The organism is Prauserella marina, from assembly GCF_002240355.1.
GTDB classification, from domain to species: domain Bacteria; phylum Actinomycetota; class Actinomycetes; order Mycobacteriales; family Pseudonocardiaceae; genus Prauserella_A; species Prauserella_A marina.
The window spans coordinates 5,732,832-5,748,361 of the sequence record NZ_CP016353.1 but is presented as its reverse complement, the minus strand read 5'-3'; the positions used below and the strand labels follow the sequence as shown (position 1 = coordinate 5,748,361).

The following is a 15,530-nucleotide window of genomic DNA, read 5'->3' as shown; positions in this document are numbered from 1 at the left end:
GTCGAGTCAGCGATGTCGGTTTCGAATGAGCAGGAGGGGCCGCGGGGTGCGCACACGCCGGAGGGACCCGGTCGGGCCGGGTCACCGTACGTCCTTCGGGCGTGGCAGGCGAAGCGGGCGTGGCGCGCTGGCCCTGCTTTTCACACTCGTCGTCGTGCTGGCCGGATGTACCAACACTCCACCGCCTCCCGTGGTGAGCAGCCCCATCGCGCAGACCTCGACCCCGCCCGCGAACACGCCATCGCAGATCACGGTCAGCCTCGACGACATCGCGGGCGGCTACAACCCGCACCACAACGCTGATCTCTCGACGGTCACGTCCGCGCTGTCGGCGATGCTGTTGCCCTCGGTTTTCCGGCCGGACGAGGAGGGAGAACCGACGCTCGACAAGAACCTGATGACCTCGGCCGAGGTCATCTCGGAGGATCCCTTCACGGTTCGTTACGAGATCCGTCCCGACGCCTCGTGGTCGGACGGCGCACCCATCGCCGTCGAGGACTTCGCCTATCTCGCCGACGCGATGAAGAACCAGCCCGGCGTCGTCGACAAGGCGGGCTACCGATTGATCTCGGCCATCCAGCCAGGTGAGGGCGGCAAGCGCGTCGAGGTCACTTTCTCGGAGCGCTATCCGGGCTGGAAGTCGCTTTTCGACAACCTGTTGCCGTCTCACCTGCTCAAGGACGCCCCGGGAGGCTGGCAGGGCGCGCTCGCCGACAGCTTCCCCGCCTATGGCGGCCCGTTCGCCGTCAAGACGCTCGACAAGGAGCGCGGCGAGATCGTCCTCGAACGCAACGAGCGGTACTGGGAGAAACCGGCGGCCGTCGACCGCGTCGTACTGCGCAGTTCCGACCAGTCCGGCATGGTCAACGCGTTGCGCACCGGCAACGACCAGTTCGCGCTCGGCAACTTCGACGGGACGGGACTCGATCTGCTCGCGGGCCTCGGCAAGGAGGTCGAGACGCACACGGTCGCAAGGCCGTACTTCGCGGAGACCCTGCTGCGGCCGGTGGGAACACTGGCCGACGACCAGGTCAGGGCGGGTGTCGCCGCGTTGATCGACAGGGACAAGCTCATCGCCGAGGGCACGAAGGGCAGTCCCATGCGGGAACTGCGTGCCGGTGCTCACGTGATGCCGCCCTCGGATTCCGGTTACGAACCGACCCTGCCGCCTTCCGGATCGCCGCGAGACGTGACACCCAAGCGGGCGCAGCAATTGCTGACCGCGGCCGGCTACGAGAAGGAGGCCGGTACCTGGGCGAGGGAGGGCAAGACCCTTTCGGTCGTCGTCGCCTCGCCAGGTCAGCAGGAGCCCTACGCGAGCATCGCTACGGAACTGAGCAGGCAGCTGACCTCCGCCGGCATCGAGGTCACCACGGTCAATCCGCCGTCGAGGGAACTGTTCTCCAGCCTGCTCGCCTCGCCGGTCAGCACGGATCCCGAGGACCAGTCGACAACCCAGAGCGGCACCGTCGTCGTCGACATCGCGGTCGTTCCCCAGCCCATCAGCGCGGATCCGGCTTCGACGCTGGCCTCTGCCTTCGGTTGCGGGCCAGGCTGGGACAGCGAAGAGGACGCATCGGACACCACGGTGACCCCCGCCAACCCCGCCGCGTTCTGTGACGAGGTGCTTCAGCCGACCATCGAGTCCGCGCTCACCGGGGACGAACCGCTCGACGAGACCCTTTCGACGGTGGAGCCCGCGTTGTGGCAGGCCAACATCGCGATCCCGCTCTTCCAGCTCGCCGACACGCTGGCCATCGGTTCGAGTGTCGCCGGTGTGTCGTCCGGTCCCCCGATGACCGGACCTTTCTCCTCCGCCGTCAACTGGACGAGGGCTCAGCGGTAACGCTTCCACACCAGCTGTGCCTCAATGTGGGGGATTTCGGCCCACAACTCTGTGCACGGCTCGTACAACGTTTACATTGCTCCCGTGGCTGACCGAACGGACGATCGGTTTGCCATCGAATGGCTGCACCAAGTAACCGTTGTCAAGCTGGAAGTAAGTCGGATGTCACCCTTTGGTCACGATCGCTCGGGAAGTGGTGACTGCGGGTGGTCATCCTTCTTAGCGTTCCCCCGCAGTGCGCCAAACGAGTGTGGCTTGGCGCGTCGTAAGTCCCGGCGCTGTGAACCGGGGCGAGTGGGTCCCGTGGTCCGGACATCCAGGGGCTCAGTGCTAGGAGGGCACACGTAATGAGGAGATCGAAGGTAGTCTCCGCTATTTCGCTGGTGGCCGCATCCGCGCTCGTATTGAGCGCTTGCGGCGGCGGCGACGGCGACTCGAACGACGGCTCGACCGCAGATGTCAAAAGCATGGCGGAGGGCAAGGCTCAGCAGGGCGATACCTACAAGATCGCCGAGGTGCCCGAAAGTGACCCGGTCACTGTCGCGATCGATGAAGCATTTTCCGCGTACAACAACAAGACCGCGGACGCGAACAGTTCGTACAACAACTACATTCTGACCGCGACGATCATCGGTCCCTTCACTCTCGACGGCAACAACAAGGTGCTCTTGAACGAAGACGTGATGGAGTCCGTCACGGTCAAGTCGCAAGACCCTCAGGTCGTCGAATGGAAGATGAAGGACGGGGTCAAGTGGTCCGACGGTGCGCCGTGGAACTGCAAGGACTTCTACCTGAACTGGCTCTCGCACTCCGGAAAGGCCGAGGGATTCAACTCCTCCTCCTCGACGGGTTACGAGCTTATGGACGACCCGAAGTGCACGGATGACCTCACCTTCGAAGCCACGTTCACCGAGCCCTACCTCGACTACAAGGGCCTCTTCGCCGACCAGTCGCTGATGCCTGCTCACATCATCGAGCAGAAGACCGGCATCTCGGACATCCGTGAGGTCAAGCCGACCGACACGGAGAACGTCAAGAAGGTCGCCGATTTCTGGGCAGGCGAGTGGAAGGGCTTCGACGCCGCCACCATGCCGGGCTCCGGCCCCTACAAGATCAAGTCGTTCGACCCGAACTCGGGAACCGTCGTCCTCGACAAGAACCCCGAGTGGATCGGCGCCAAGGGCGGACCGAGGGAAATCACGGTCCGCGCCATCCCCGACACCAAGGCGATGGCCACCGCGCTGCAGAACGGCGAGATCGACGTCGCGGCTTCCACCCAGCCCGACGACACCGCGGCCGACACCATGAAGGGGCTCTCCTCGCAGGGCGTGACCTATGGTTCGGCCGCTCAGTTGACCTTCGAGCACTTCGACCTCAACTACAACCGGCTCTTCAAGGACGAGGCGGCTCGCAAGGCGTTCTTCGAGGTCGTCGACCGCCAGGAGATCACCGACAAGCTGCTCAAGGGCGTCCTGTCCGACGCGAAGCCGCTGAACAGCATCGTGTTCTTCGAGGGCGAGGACGGCTTCGTCGACAACTATGGCGAACGGGCCGGCCAGGGTGCCGAAGCCGCGGAAAAGACGCTCCAGGAAGGCGGCTGGACCAAGGGTCAGGACGGCATCTACCAGAAGGACGGCGAGCGGTTCTCCGTCACGATCTCGCACAACGAGAACGAGCGGCGCAGCCGCACGGTCGAGATCGTGCAGTCGCAGGCGCGCGCCGCCGGCATCGAGATCAAGGACGAGACCGACCCCAACTTCCTCAAGGGCAGGGTCGACAAGGGTGACTACGACATCGCCCTCTTCGGCTGGTCGGCTGCTCCGTTCAAGGCCGAGCAGAAGGCCATCTACATCACCGGCGGCGGCCAGAACTGGCAGGGACTGAGCGATCCGAAGATCGACCAGGCCTTCGACACCGCCACCTCCGCGACCGACGAGGCCGCGGCGACCAAGGCATACCAGGAAGCCGACAAGGCGCTCGCCGAGCAGTACGCGACGCTTCCGATCTTCGCCACCCCGTCCATGTGGGCCTTCCGTAACATCGACCGCGTTTACATGCAGTCGTACAACGGTGTCCTGTGGAATGTCGGCGAATGGGAGCGCACCGGCTGATAACCGGAGCGTGCCGAGTCATCGACTGACTCTGTGAATGATCGGGGGTCGGGCCACGAGCCCGGCCCCCGATCACCAACGGAAGTATCTGTTCACGCTTTCCCGACCCCCACTACCGTGGTTCCGGGCAGTGGCGAAATAATTCCGGGCCAAGCCCGGACTAGGAGCAAGTCGTTGAACCTGGTTTTCTACATCCTTCGCCGGTTGGCGATCTCGGTTCCGATCCTGATCATCGGAAGCTTCCTGGTGTTCCTCATGGTCGCCGGTGCGGGCGACCCGCTCGCCGAGATCAGGAACCAGCCGAACATCAACCCGGAGTCGGTCGCGGCCATCGCCCACCAACTCGGGCTCGACAAGCCGTTGATACCCAGGTACTGGGACTGGCTCCGTGGATTCGTCACAGGTGACTGGGGTATCTCGATCGCTCAGGGCTCCGCGATGGAGCCGGTATACCCGAAGATCATGAGTGCCTTCTGGGTGACCATCCGGCTGGTGCTCGGCGCCGAGCTGATCGCGCTCGTGCTCGGTGTCGCCGTCGGTGTTCTCGCCGCGGTCAAGCAGTACTCGGCCTGGGACTACATCGCGACGACGCTCGCATTCCTGTTCTTCTCGATGCCGATCTTCTGTGTCGCCATCGTGCTCAAGCAGTACGCCATCGACCTGAATGTCGTCGTCGACGATCTCGGTCTCGGTAAATGGCTCGGTACGCCGTTCTTGAAGACGACGAGTCCCGAGACGTTGAGTGCCGACAGCGCGGGTGAATTCGTCGCCAATTATGTCGGTGCCTTCCTTCTCCCGACCTTGTCGATCATGTTCATCAGCTTCGCGGCCTACAGCCGGTTCCAGCGGGCATCGATGCTGGAGACGCTGAACATGGACTACGTGCGGACGGCGAGGGCGAAGGGCCTTTCCTCCGGCAGGGTGATCTTCCGGCATGCCTTCCGGAACGCGCTGATCCCGGTCACGACGTTGTTCTCGGTGAACTTCGCGACGGTCGTGACCGGTGCGATCATCACGGAGCGGGTGTTCAACTGGAACGGTATGGGCAGTGTGCTCGTGGAAGCCGTGAACAAGAACGATCCGAACGTCATGATGGGCTGGGTCGTGGTGATCGCCATCTCGGTGGTCCTCGCGAACCTGCTGGCAGATTTGGTGTACGGCGTACTGGACCCGAGGATTCGCGTTGGCTGACATGAACTCGCTGGTGACCGGCGCAGAGACCGGGAAGCAGCCACCGATCAATGAGGGCGGGCTCGGCAACGAGGCGCTACCCGAGCCGCGGAGTCAGGGCGCGATCGTCCTGCGCAAGTTCCTCCGGCACAAGCTGGCGATGATCAGTGTCGGCGTGCTCGTGCTGATCGCGCTCGTCGCGCTGGTCATGCCGTTGTTTTGGCCGCACAGTTATTTCGACGCCTCGTTCCCCTCCTACGAGGAGCCGAGCGGGGAATTCCCGCTCGGTACGACGCAGGTCGGCAAGGACATGGTGTCGCAGATCCTGCGCGGCACCCAGTTCTCCTTGCTCATCGCGCTCACGGTGTCCGTCGTGGCGACCGTGCTCGGTGTGGTGTTCGGCGCGCTGGCCGGTTACCTGCGTGGCTTCGTCGACTCGGCGATCTCCCGGCTCACCGACCTCTTCCTGATCGTGCCGCAGGTCGCCGCCGCGGCGATCCTGGTGAAGGTGTTCAGCGGAAGCTGGTACGTGGTGGCCATCGTGCTGGCGATGTTCGCCTGGATGCCGATCGCGAGGATCACCCGGGCCGAGGCGATGTCGTTGTCGCAGCGGGAATTCGTCGAGGCGGCCCGCGCTTCCGGCGCCGGTACGGGCCGGATCGTGTTCAAGCACCTCGTCCCGAACATGGTCGGCACCATCACCGTCAACGCGACGCTCGCCGTCGCGCAGGCGGTGCTGGCCGAAGCCGCGCTGTCGTTCATCGGCCTCGGCGTGCAGACGCCCGACACGTCGCTTGGCAGGGTTATCGCGGAGAACTACGCGCAGATGACCGGAAGGCCGTGGTTGTTCTTCGGCCCGTTCGTCGTCCTGGTGCTGATCTCGCTTTCGATCAACTTCATCGGTGACGGTCTGCGCGACGCCTTCGATCCGCGTCAGCGCAAGGTCAAGGCCTGAGAGAAGTAGAAAAGAGGCCCTTCCGCCGTTGACGGCGGAAGAGCCTCTTTCTGGTTTCAGCGCGTCTGTCCCGACCTAGTCGGCGACCGGAGCCACCCGGCCCGCCTCCCACGCCTGCCTGCGCTGGGCCTGCAACGCGGGGTCGGCGACGGGCGCCGCCGACAGCAGCCGCTTGGTGTACTCCTGCTGTGGCTCGTGCAGCACCTGGTCGCGGGTGCCGACCTCGACCAGCTTTCCCTTCTGCATGACGGCGACCCTGTCGGCGAGCAGGTCGACGACGGCGAGGTCATGGCTGATGAACAGGCAGGCGAACTGGAGACTCTGCTGCAAGTCGAGGAACAGGTCGAGAACGCGGGCCTGCACCGAGACGTCGAGAGCCGACGTCGGCTCGTCGGCGATCAGCAGCTTCGGGTCGAGCGCGAGCGCCCTCGCGATGGCGACGCGCTGCCGCTGGCCTCCCGACAGCTCGTGCGGGTACCGGTTGCGGTAGTGCCCGGAAAGCTGAACCTGATCGAGCAGCGAGGTGACCCGTGCGGTGTAGTCCTTGCCGGAGAGCGCCTTGTGCAGCACGATCGGCTCGCCGATGGACTCTCCGATGGTCATCTTCGGATCCAAAGTGGAGGCGGGATCCTGGAAGACGATCGAGAAGTACCTTCGCAGCGGGCGAAGTTCCTTGTTGGACATCGACGTGATGTTCTTGCCCGCGATGGAAACCGTGCCCGAGGTGGGCTTCAGTAGCCGGATCGCGCACCTGCCGACGGTCGACTTCCCCGAACCGGACTCGCCGACGAGACCGAGGATCTCGCCTCGGTTGATGTAGAGCGATACGTCGTCGACGGCCCTGATCTTGTGCTGCCGTGCCTTACCTGGGAATTCGAGAACCAGGTTGTTGATCTCCAGCGCGGAGGCGCCTTCCTCGATGTGGGCTTGTAGTTCGGTCTCGGCGGCCTTGATCTGTTCGGCGGCGGCCGCTTCCTCCGCTGTCGCGGGAGCGGTCCTGACCTGACCGGGATCGTCGAGCAGCCGTTGCCCTTCCGGCCGCTGGCCGAGCACGGGAACCGCGGCGAGCAGCCGCCTGGTGTAGTCCTGCGTCGGGTTGCTGAACAACTGGGCGACGGGCGCCTGCTCGACGATCTCGCCCTGATACATCACGACGACCCTGTCGGCGAGGTCGGCGACGACACCCATGTCGTGGGTGATCAGCACGATCGCGGTGTCGAGCGTGTCCCTGAGTTTGCGAAGCAGGCCGAGGATCTCGGCCTGCACCGTCACGTCGAGCGCCGTGGTCGGCTCGTCGGCGATGATGATCTTCGGATCGCACGCGATCGCCATCGCGATGACGACGCGCTGGCGGAGCCCACCGGAGAGCTGGTGCGGGTACTGCTTGAACCGTTCCGGCGGATCGGGGATGCCGACCAGTTCCAGCAATTCGATGGCGCGCGCGTTCGCGGCCGATTTCGCAAGGTCCTCGTGAGCGCGCAGAGCCTCGCGGATCTGCCAGCCGACGGTGTACATCGGGTTCAGCGCCGTCATCGGCTCCTGGAAGATCATGGCGACGTCGCTGCCGCGGTGCTTGCGGAGCTGCTTGTCGGAAAGCCCGCCGAGATCGGTGCCTTCGAGCCTGCGCTGACCACTGATCTTGGTCGTCTTCGGCAGCAGGCCAGGCACCGACATGGAGGTGACCGACTTGCCTGAGCCGGATTCGCCGACGATCGCGAGGATCTCACCGGCGGCGACGTCGAACCCGATACCCTTGACCGCCTCGACGATGCCGTCGTCGGTGGAAAAGGTGATCCGCAGATCCGAAATGGACAGGACGGGTTCTGAACTGCCGGGTGTGTACGGCGACGTTGCTTCTGCGCTCACCAGAGGCCCTTCGTGGGGGGTACGGGTGCCACGGTCAGTGGTCGTGACGTTGGGCGCGAGAATAGTCGAGACGCGCTGACGTGTGGACGTGACGAACGAATTAATCTTAAGCCGTGATCTCGGTTGATGGGCGCAGGGTAATGCTGGTGCACGCACACCCGGACGACGAAACCATCACGACCGGAGGGACCATCGCGAAGTACGCGGCCGCCGGTGCCTCGGTGACGGTCGTGACCTGCACGCTCGGCGAGGAGGGAGAGATCATCCCTCCGGAGCTGGACCAGCTCGGAGCGTGGGCAGGCGACCAGCTCGGCGGGTATCGCGCCGGTGAACTCGCCGCGGCTGGCGCGGCGCTCGGCTGGACGAGGCACCGCTATCTCGGTGGAATCGGCAGGTGGCGGGACTCCGGGATGGCCGGAACGGCTTCGGCAGCGCATCCGCGAGCGTTCGTCAACGGCGAGCGGGAGGAACAGGCCGAACAATTACTCACCGTCCTCGACGAGCTGCGCCCCGAAGTGGTGATCACTTACGACGCCTTCGGTGGCTACGGACACCCGGACCACATCAGGGCACACGAGATCACCATGGCCGCGACGAGCAGGGCGCGTTCCGTGCGCAGGGTGCTGCACACGGTTGCCTCCTCCGACGCGACCGCTCGCGGGCTCGCCGAACTCAGGCGGGAAAGGGGGCTGCCGTGGCGGGTCGCCGACGACGGCGAGTTGCCCGTCGTCGCCGACGAGCACATCACCACCACGGTGGACGTCACCGAGAGCCTTCCGGCCAAGTTCGCCGCGCTGCGCGCGCACGCGACGCAGGTCCACGTGCGCGAACCAGCTTTCGCGTTGTCCAACGACATCGCACAGCCGGTTCCCTCAGCCGAGTACTTCGTGCTGGCCGCCGGCAATGGTGAGGGCGCGGAAGAGGACATCTTCGGGGGACTCACATCGTGACGGCGAAGGGACCGGCCCGCTGGGGGCTGCTCGCCGTGCTGATTCTCGACGCGGTGTTGCTGGCTTTACTCGAATTGTTTCTGTTGCCGCTGCGGCTCGACGGGGTGCTGCTGCCGAAACTCGGTGACGTTCCGTTCCCGATTTCCGTCCTCATCGCCGTCGTGACGACGCCGCTGCTCGTCGCACTGGCGATACCCCTGATCGGAAAGCGGCTGGCCGGGGTACCCCTGATCGCGTGGCTGCTGACGTTGTTCGTCGTCGGGCTGCAAGGCCCAGGCGGCGACCTCGTACTCGTCGCCGACTGGCGCGCGTTCGCGTTGCTGGCCGGTGGGGCTCTTCCCGCCGCGATCGTGCTTGGCAGGGGAGGGGTACGCGTTCAGCGGGCACGGCAGGAAGCCGTCAGCGCGAAAGTGAGGTAACCGTGGCGGAGCCGATTTCCGACAAGCAGGTCGTCGCGGTGCTGCGACCGCTGGTGCGGGCCACCGGGCCGATGGTCGACGCGCTACGGCAGGCCGATCCTTTCGGCCTCATCGCGGGTGCGCGGGAAGAACAGCGAGCGTCGGCCGAGCCCGGTTTCAAGGCCAAGCTCGTCAGCGCCCTCAAGTCCGTCAAGGTACCCGGCAACGAGGGCTGGGGCAGGATGGACGAACGCGAACGCACCGCGTGGTGGATCAACAGGGTCGGCAGGTTCACCGCGCTGATCACCGCCGTTCCCGGCCTCGGGGGCGCGCTGGCCGACCGGCTGCCCATCCAGGACACCGTCGGTGCCGCCGCGCAAAGCCTGCTCCTGTGCGCGATCGCGGGTGAGCGAGGGGTCACCGAGACCGGCGAGCGAGTGCGGTTGCTCGCCTGGGTTCTCTTCGACCGCGAGGTCGACCCCGGACTCGCCGCCGGTAAGTACACGGGCCACGACAAGGCGGCAGAGGACGAGGAGACCGAACGGCTCACCGAGGACATCGCCGCTTCGAAGAAGAAGCACGGCAGGGTCACGCTCAAGGCCGTCGGCCGCGCGCTGTGGCGCATCGGCCGGTCACTGCTCGCCATCACCGACGAGCTGGAGAAGCGGCCGAGCGGCCGCTTCTACCACAACGCCATCGGGATGCTTCCCATCGTCGGGATGGTCGGCAACTACTTCGGGGAGCGCTCCGGACTCAAACGAGTCGCCAAGCGCGCCGACATCTGGTTTATCGCCAACGTCAGTAACGCCAGAACATGAAGACGGCCTGACCGGCCTCGGCGAACCGCGAGTCGCCGCCGATCGCGTCGAAGATCGTGTCCGTGATGCCCCACAACGCCTGTCCAACGGGCGGTACCGCGAAGATGAGCGCGAACAGCACCAGCGGAGCCCACGGCCGCGCCTTCGCGCCGAATTCGCGGGCCTGCGGAGAGAGGTACGGCTCGATCGCTCCGAAGCCGTCGAGACCCGGCACCGGCAGGATGTTGATGACGAAAGCCAGAATCTGTAGCGAGGCGAGGTAGGAAAGGCCGACGGCGAGGCCGATCGGCATCTCGACGAAGCCGACGACGATCGTCAGCGCGATCCCGATCGTGAGGTTGCTGAGCGGGCCCGCGAGCGAGACCCACGAGGACACCGAACGGGAACGCAGCGCCCATCGGTTGATCCACACCGCGCCGCCTGGCAGTGGAATACCGCCGATGGCCAGGATCAGCAGCGGCAACACCAGTGAGAGCACGGGATCGGTGTAGCGGCGGATGTCCATCGTGAGATAGCCCTTGGCGGCCACCTCGTGATCGCCGCCGCGATAGGCGACGATCGCGTGCCCGAACTCGTGGAGAGTCAGCGACAGTGCCCAGCCGCCGAGTACGAGCACGAAGACACCCAGCGTGCCCATGGCGTCACGACCGGAAAGGGTGACCGGATCGAAGAACGCGGCGATGAGGCCACCCGCGATCGTGATGGCGAGGATGGCGTAGAACAGCGGACTTGGTCGGACGACTGATCGGTGCACGGCGCCTAGTGTGTCCTAACTCGTTGGTGGGTTGTGTTTCCGGTCCGCCCTATCCGACTTTTCCTCGCGAGGTCAACGTTCGCGGCTCTCGCGCGTCTGACAGCGAGGGGGCCGCGGCGTCGCGGTTCGTGTTGCCAGGCCACCACGATCGGTGAAGGCTTCGTTCTTCTTGGTCGATAGCTCACGGCGTCAGATCCGCATGAGCTAGTGGGGATCTTCTCGGCGTGTCCGCTTGCGTGTGGCGCTCAAAGTATCCCCCAAAGTTGGGACTTGGCTTGACCTGGCCGCACGACACAGGTGTAATCACATTGATGTCATTCGCTGTCTGTAAGGGGGGCAGTAGATGGCTTTCAACACCGCCAGCCTGGGAGTGCGTGAGAGCGAGGAGGCGGACGTGCGGTTGGACACAAGTGGAAGGGAATGGGGGCACGTCATGGATTGGGGCGGACACCCGGAGGAGGAGCTGGGGGTTCTGACCGATCTGCTTGACGTGACTGATGAGCAGGACTGGCAGGAGCGTGCGCTGTGCGCGCAGACCGACCCTGAGGCGTTCTTCCCCGAGAAGGGCGGCTCGACAAGGGAAGCGAAGCGCATCTGCCAGGGATGTGACGTCAAAGACGACTGCCTTGAGTATGCCCTCGCTCATGACGAGCGATTCGGTATCTGGGGCGGGCTTTCGGAACGGGAGCGACGGAAGCTCAAAAAGCGCGCCGTGTGACAAGGCGATCCGGGGTCATGTCGCCGGGGTCGTAGGGTGAGCGCATCCTGACCGCCTTCGACGCACGGAGACGTTCTTGCCCCGGACGCCCACGCCGCCGTCGGTAACGACGGCGCCGGTTCTCGCAATCCTGGTGTGCCACAACGGGCAAGAATGGTTGCCCTTGGTGCTTTCGGCGTTGCGGCGCAGCACGATCCGGCCACGGCACGTGCTCGCCGTCGACACCGGTTCGACCGACGGCACACCGGAGTTGCTGGCCGAGGCCGCGCGGTTCGGTGGTGTCGCGGGCGAACCAGTGCTCGACGGAGTGATCACCGTCGAGCACGACACCGGTTTCGCTTCCGCCGTCGCCTTCGCGGTCGAGGCCGCGATCCAGCGGTGGGGCGATCCAGGTCAGTGGATTTGGTTGCTGCACGACGATTCCGCTCCCGAACCGGACTGTCTCGACGGGTTGTTGCGCACGGCGGAAGCCGCGCCGTCGGCTGCCGTGCTTGGACCGCTCGCGGTCGACTGGTCGGATCCGAGGCTCATCGTCGAGGCGGGTATCTCGACCGATGCCTCGGGGCACCGGCAACCCGTCGCGCCGCGCTGGTCGGGTGCCGACGGCTCCGGCCAGAGCACCGAGGTGCTGGCGGTGCCGAGCGCGGGTTCGCTCATTCTGCGCGAGGCGTGGGAAGAACTCGGCGGCTACGACACCGGCATCGCGTTGCTGCGCGAGGACATCGATTTCGGCTGGCGGGTCAACGCGCGCGAGAAGACCGTGCTGTGTGTGCCAGCGGCCAGGCTCAGACACGCCCGCGCCGTCAGTACGGGACAGCGCGCGGCCGACGCGGTCGCGGGTGGCGCCGTTGCCTCGGCCGACCGCGAGTACGGACTGCGGACGTTCCTCGTGAACTGCTCTGCCGTGTCCTTTGTGCTCGGATTGCCGAGACTGGTCGTCCTCTGTGTTCTGCGTGGCATCGGTTTCGTCTTGCTGCGCAACGGGAATCGGGCGCGTGCGGAGTTCACCGCCGCCGGTCGGCTGCTCGGTTCGACGGCCCGGTTGCGGGAGGCGAGGTCGGCGCGCTCCGGAGGTGGTGCCGTCAGCGGGCTGCTCACGAGCAGGTGGAGCAGGCTGAGCGCGACGGTGCGGGACGGAGTGCTGCTGCTCGTCCGCAAACGCGTGGCCAGCGAGGCGGCGCTGGGTCGGTTGCCTGAGGCCGCTGAGGACACGTCGGCCTGGATTCCGCCTGAGGCAAGGGACAGCAGGCCCCGGCCGGTCGGCCCCGACGCGTTGCCAGCGGGTGCGCTGCGCTCGCTCGGTTCGCGTGGCGCGGGTCTGCGCCGACCCGGCGTGGTCGCGGTCAGCCTGCCAGGACCGGCTCGCACCGAAACCGAAATCGATGGCGCGCGCGACCTGGCGAACACCGGCGGCGACCCCGGCGGTGTGGCTGGTGGCGCCGCGCTCGCGGGCGAGGAAAGCGAAGCGGCGACGGTCGTGCTGCCACGTCGTCCTTCACCAGGACCTTCGGCCGCACGCGGGAGAGATCTCGTTTTCGTCGAGGTCGACCGGCGGCGGATGCTCGCGGCCACCGTCCTCGCGCCGCCGGTCGTGCTTGCCGTACTGCTCGCCGTGGTGGGCCTGCTGGTCAACAGTGGCCGGCTCGGCTTCGATCTCGCTGGCGGCGCCCTGCTTCCCGTCGGAGACCTCGGCGAGGTGTGGTCGGCCTACTTCGCCGCGTGGCACCCGGTGAGTGGTGGAACGGCGAGTGCCGCACCGGCCGCGCTCGCCGTTCTCGGGCTCGCGGGCGCGCCGTTCGCGCCGCTCGGGGGACCTGCCGCGCTCGTCGCGATCCTGCTGATCGGGCAGATTCCGCTCGCGGCGCTCGTCGCCTACGCGGCGACGAGGAAGCTCCGGGTCGATCGCTGGATGAGGGCCGGGGTTGCCGCCGCCTACGCGTTGCTGCCCGCGGGGACGGCCGCCGCGGCCCAGGGCAGGCTCGATGTCGTCGTCGTGCACATCCTGCTGCCCGCGCTGATCGCGAGCGTCGTCTCCGTGCTGACGAGTACGGGCACCCGCTGGTTGAGCGGCAGCGTGCTCTGCGCGCTGTTGCTCGCGGTGACCGGCGCGTTCGCGCCACTGGTTTCCCTGCTCGCGTTGCTCGTGCTCGTCGTCGGGTTCGTCGTCATGCCGATGGCGAAACCGACGAGCGGGATCCTCGCGCTGGCGATCGTCGTGTTGCTGCCGGTTGCGCTGCTGCTTCCCTGGCTCCCCGCGTTGCTCGCCGACCCTGGACTGCTGCTGCACGGCATCGGGGGCCCCTCCGCTTCGCCGACCGCCGCCGAGCTGGCTGGGCTGGACCCCGGTGGGCCCGGCGTACCGCCGCTCGGCGTCGTGCTGGTTCTCGTCGCCTTTGTCGCCGGAATTCTCAGGCCGTCGCGCAGGCTCGTTCCCGGCCTCGTCATGTTCGGGCTCGGCGTGGCCGCCCTCGTCGCCACCCTGCTCGTCGAGGTCCATCCGGTCGCGGGCGGGTCCGCGGCCACCGGATTCGCGGGGGTGCCGTTGCTGCTCGTCGGCGCGGGGCTGCTCGCCGTGGTGCTCGGGCTCGGCGTCGCGGGGAAGCCGGTTCTCCCCGGCTTGCCGGGAAGGGCAGGGGTCGTGCTCGGCGTCGCGGTGCTCGTCGCGCTCGCGGCGGGTGGAGTGGTCACGCGAGGAGAGGGCCAGGTGAGGGCAGGAGGCGGGGAGCGACTTGCCCCTTCCCTCACGGCAGAGCTGGCCGACACGGGGCGTGGCGTGCTGGTGCTCGGTGACGACGACACCGACGAGGTGAGTTTGAGCGGCGGCAGGTTGCCGTTGTTCGGCGATGACGCGATCGCTCCCGTCCCTGGCGCGTACGAGCGGCTCGCCCAATGGCGTGACGGTCTGCTCGCGGGTTCACGGGAAGCGGTGACGTCGGCGGCCGCGGCCGGGGTGCTGTTCGTCGTCCTGCCGGGCGGGGAGGACGGCGCCGAGGTGAGTGCCGCCGCACCCGACCTCGTCGCTCCGGCACCACCCACGAGCGAGGGAAACGCGGTACTCCGGCTCACGGCGACGACGGGTCAGGTCACCGTGGTGGCACCCGAGCAGGCGCGAAGGGCGGTGAGCGGTGAGCCGCCGAGCGGTGACCTGATGAGCGGTGACTCGGTCGCCGCCGTGAAGGCCCAGCTCCCCGACGTGCACGTCAGGGTGTCTGACGGCCCCGACGGAAGGCTGCTCGTGCTGGCTTCGGCGTACGAGCCGGGCTGGAGGGCGACGCTCGACGGCAAGGAGGTGCCGATCGTGCCTGCATGGGGACACCAGGTCGCGGTGTCCGTGCCGCCGAGCCAGTCGGACGTGCAGGTCGAATATCCTTCGACCCTGCGCAACGTGTTGCTGCTGGGGCAGGTGGCGGCGCTGTTGTTCGCGGTGCTCACCGCCATCCCTGGCAGGGGCGGGGCGCGGACTACTACTCGCCGTCGATGATGTCCGGTTCGACTCCGAGGTAGCTCGCGACCTGCTCCACCAGCACGTCGTGCACGAGATCGGCGAGCTCGGCCGGATCCTTCGCGCGCGCTTCGAGCGGACGCCGGTACAGCACGATGCGGGCTCTCGTCGGAAGGCCCGCGCGGTCGACACCAGCGGGGACCAGCCGGGAAAGCGGTACGGAGCCGTCGTGCAGAATCCCCTCGGCCTGGGAGGCGGGGACGTCCTCGCGCACCTCGGGCACCTCGTCGACGGCGACGTCGAGCTTGGTCAGCTCGTGCCGCCACCGCGCCTCGATCGGTTCGAGCGCGTCGAGCACGAGCGCGTCGAACTTCTCGGCGCGGCTCGAAGCGGCAGGCAGCGTCGCGGGGTACAGCGGGCCGCGCAGACCGCGGCCGTGCCTGTCCCTTCGCATGCGCTGCCGCTGCCGCGAACCACGTGCCATCGCCACGTGGGGAAGGGT

At 66.7% G+C, this 15,530-nt stretch carries 12 protein-coding genes; 9 read left to right on the top strand and 3 right to left on the bottom strand.

Translation table 11 applies throughout. From position 1 onward, the window contains the following. Positions 1-133: 133 nt before the first annotated feature. The 4 genes from BAY61_RS26485 to BAY61_RS26470 all read left to right on the top strand — a co-directional run bounded on the left by BAY61_RS26485 (position 134) and on the right by BAY61_RS26470 (position 6,082). Positions 134-1,846: an ABC transporter family substrate-binding protein gene (locus BAY61_RS26485; RefSeq protein WP_420848861.1), complete on the top strand. Its 1,713-nt coding sequence runs from the start codon at positions 134-136 to the stop codon at positions 1,844-1,846. A 347-nt stretch (positions 1,847-2,193) separates the two neighbouring features. Further along, complete coding sequence (locus BAY61_RS26480) at positions 2,194-3,957, top strand: ABC transporter family substrate-binding protein (protein ID WP_091809291.1); 1,764 nt, start codon at positions 2,194-2,196, stop codon at positions 3,955-3,957. A 174-nt stretch (positions 3,958-4,131) separates the two neighbouring features. Beyond that, positions 4,132-5,148 (top strand): ABC transporter permease, encoded by a 1,017-nt coding sequence (locus BAY61_RS26475; protein WP_091809293.1) that lies wholly within the window; start codon positions 4,132-4,134, stop codon positions 5,146-5,148. A gap of 1 nt (position 5,149) precedes the next feature. Further along, positions 5,150-6,082, top strand: coding sequence for an ABC transporter permease (locus tag BAY61_RS26470; protein WP_091809295.1), 933 nt, complete (start codon positions 5,150-5,152; stop codon positions 6,080-6,082). Between the two features lie 75 nt (positions 6,083-6,157). Here the strand turns inward: BAY61_RS26470 and BAY61_RS26465 are convergent, their stop codons facing one another. After that, entirely contained in the window at positions 6,158-7,948 is a 1,791-nt protein-coding gene (locus BAY61_RS26465; RefSeq protein ID WP_091809297.1) for an ABC transporter ATP-binding protein, read from the bottom strand. A gap of 140 nt (positions 7,949-8,088) precedes the next feature. On the opposite strand from BAY61_RS26465, the gene mshB reads away from it, so the two are divergent. The 3 genes from mshB to BAY61_RS26450 are packed head-to-tail and all read left to right on the top strand — an operon-like array spanning position 8,089 to position 10,114. Next, positions 8,089-8,898, top strand: coding sequence for an N-acetyl-1-D-myo-inositol-2-amino-2-deoxy-alpha-D-glucopyranoside deacetylase (gene mshB / locus BAY61_RS26460; RefSeq protein ID WP_176879856.1), 810 nt, complete (start codon positions 8,089-8,091; stop codon positions 8,896-8,898). Next, positions 8,892-9,317, top strand: coding sequence for a hypothetical protein (locus tag BAY61_RS26455; RefSeq protein ID WP_091809300.1), 426 nt, complete (start codon positions 8,892-8,894; stop codon positions 9,315-9,317). Before mshB ends, BAY61_RS26455 begins: the two co-directional genes overlap by 7 nt. A 2-nt stretch (positions 9,318-9,319) precedes the next feature. After that, entirely contained in the window at positions 9,320-10,114 is a 795-nt protein-coding gene (locus tag BAY61_RS26450) for a hypothetical protein (protein WP_091809302.1), read from the top strand. On the opposite strand, the gene BAY61_RS26445 is transcribed toward BAY61_RS26450, so the two are convergent. Continuing rightward, a complete protein-coding gene (locus BAY61_RS26445; RefSeq protein WP_091809304.1) occupies positions 10,095-10,868 on the bottom strand; it encodes a site-2 protease family protein in 774 nt (257 codons plus the stop codon). The genes BAY61_RS26450 and BAY61_RS26445 overlap by 20 nt on opposite strands. A gap of 433 nt (positions 10,869-11,301) precedes the next feature. Between BAY61_RS26445 and BAY61_RS26440 the strand changes: the two genes are divergently transcribed. Both BAY61_RS26440 and BAY61_RS26435 read left to right on the top strand, forming a co-directional pair. Continuing rightward, on the top strand, positions 11,302-11,586 hold the full coding sequence (locus BAY61_RS26440; RefSeq protein WP_420848862.1) for a WhiB family transcriptional regulator: 285 nt from the start codon (positions 11,302-11,304) through the stop codon (positions 11,584-11,586). Positions 11,587-11,662: 76 nt separating this feature from the next. Further along, positions 11,663-15,067 (top strand): glycosyltransferase family 2 protein, encoded by a 3,405-nt coding sequence (locus BAY61_RS26435; protein ID WP_091809305.1) that lies wholly within the window; start codon positions 11,663-11,665, stop codon positions 15,065-15,067. Here the strand turns inward: BAY61_RS26435 and BAY61_RS26430 are convergent. Next, on the bottom strand, positions 15,051-15,512 hold the full coding sequence (locus BAY61_RS26430) for a metallopeptidase family protein (RefSeq protein ID WP_091809306.1): 462 nt from the start codon (positions 15,510-15,512) through the stop codon (positions 15,051-15,053). The genes BAY61_RS26435 and BAY61_RS26430 overlap by 17 nt on opposite strands. Between the last annotated feature and the right edge of the window lie 18 nt (positions 15,513-15,530).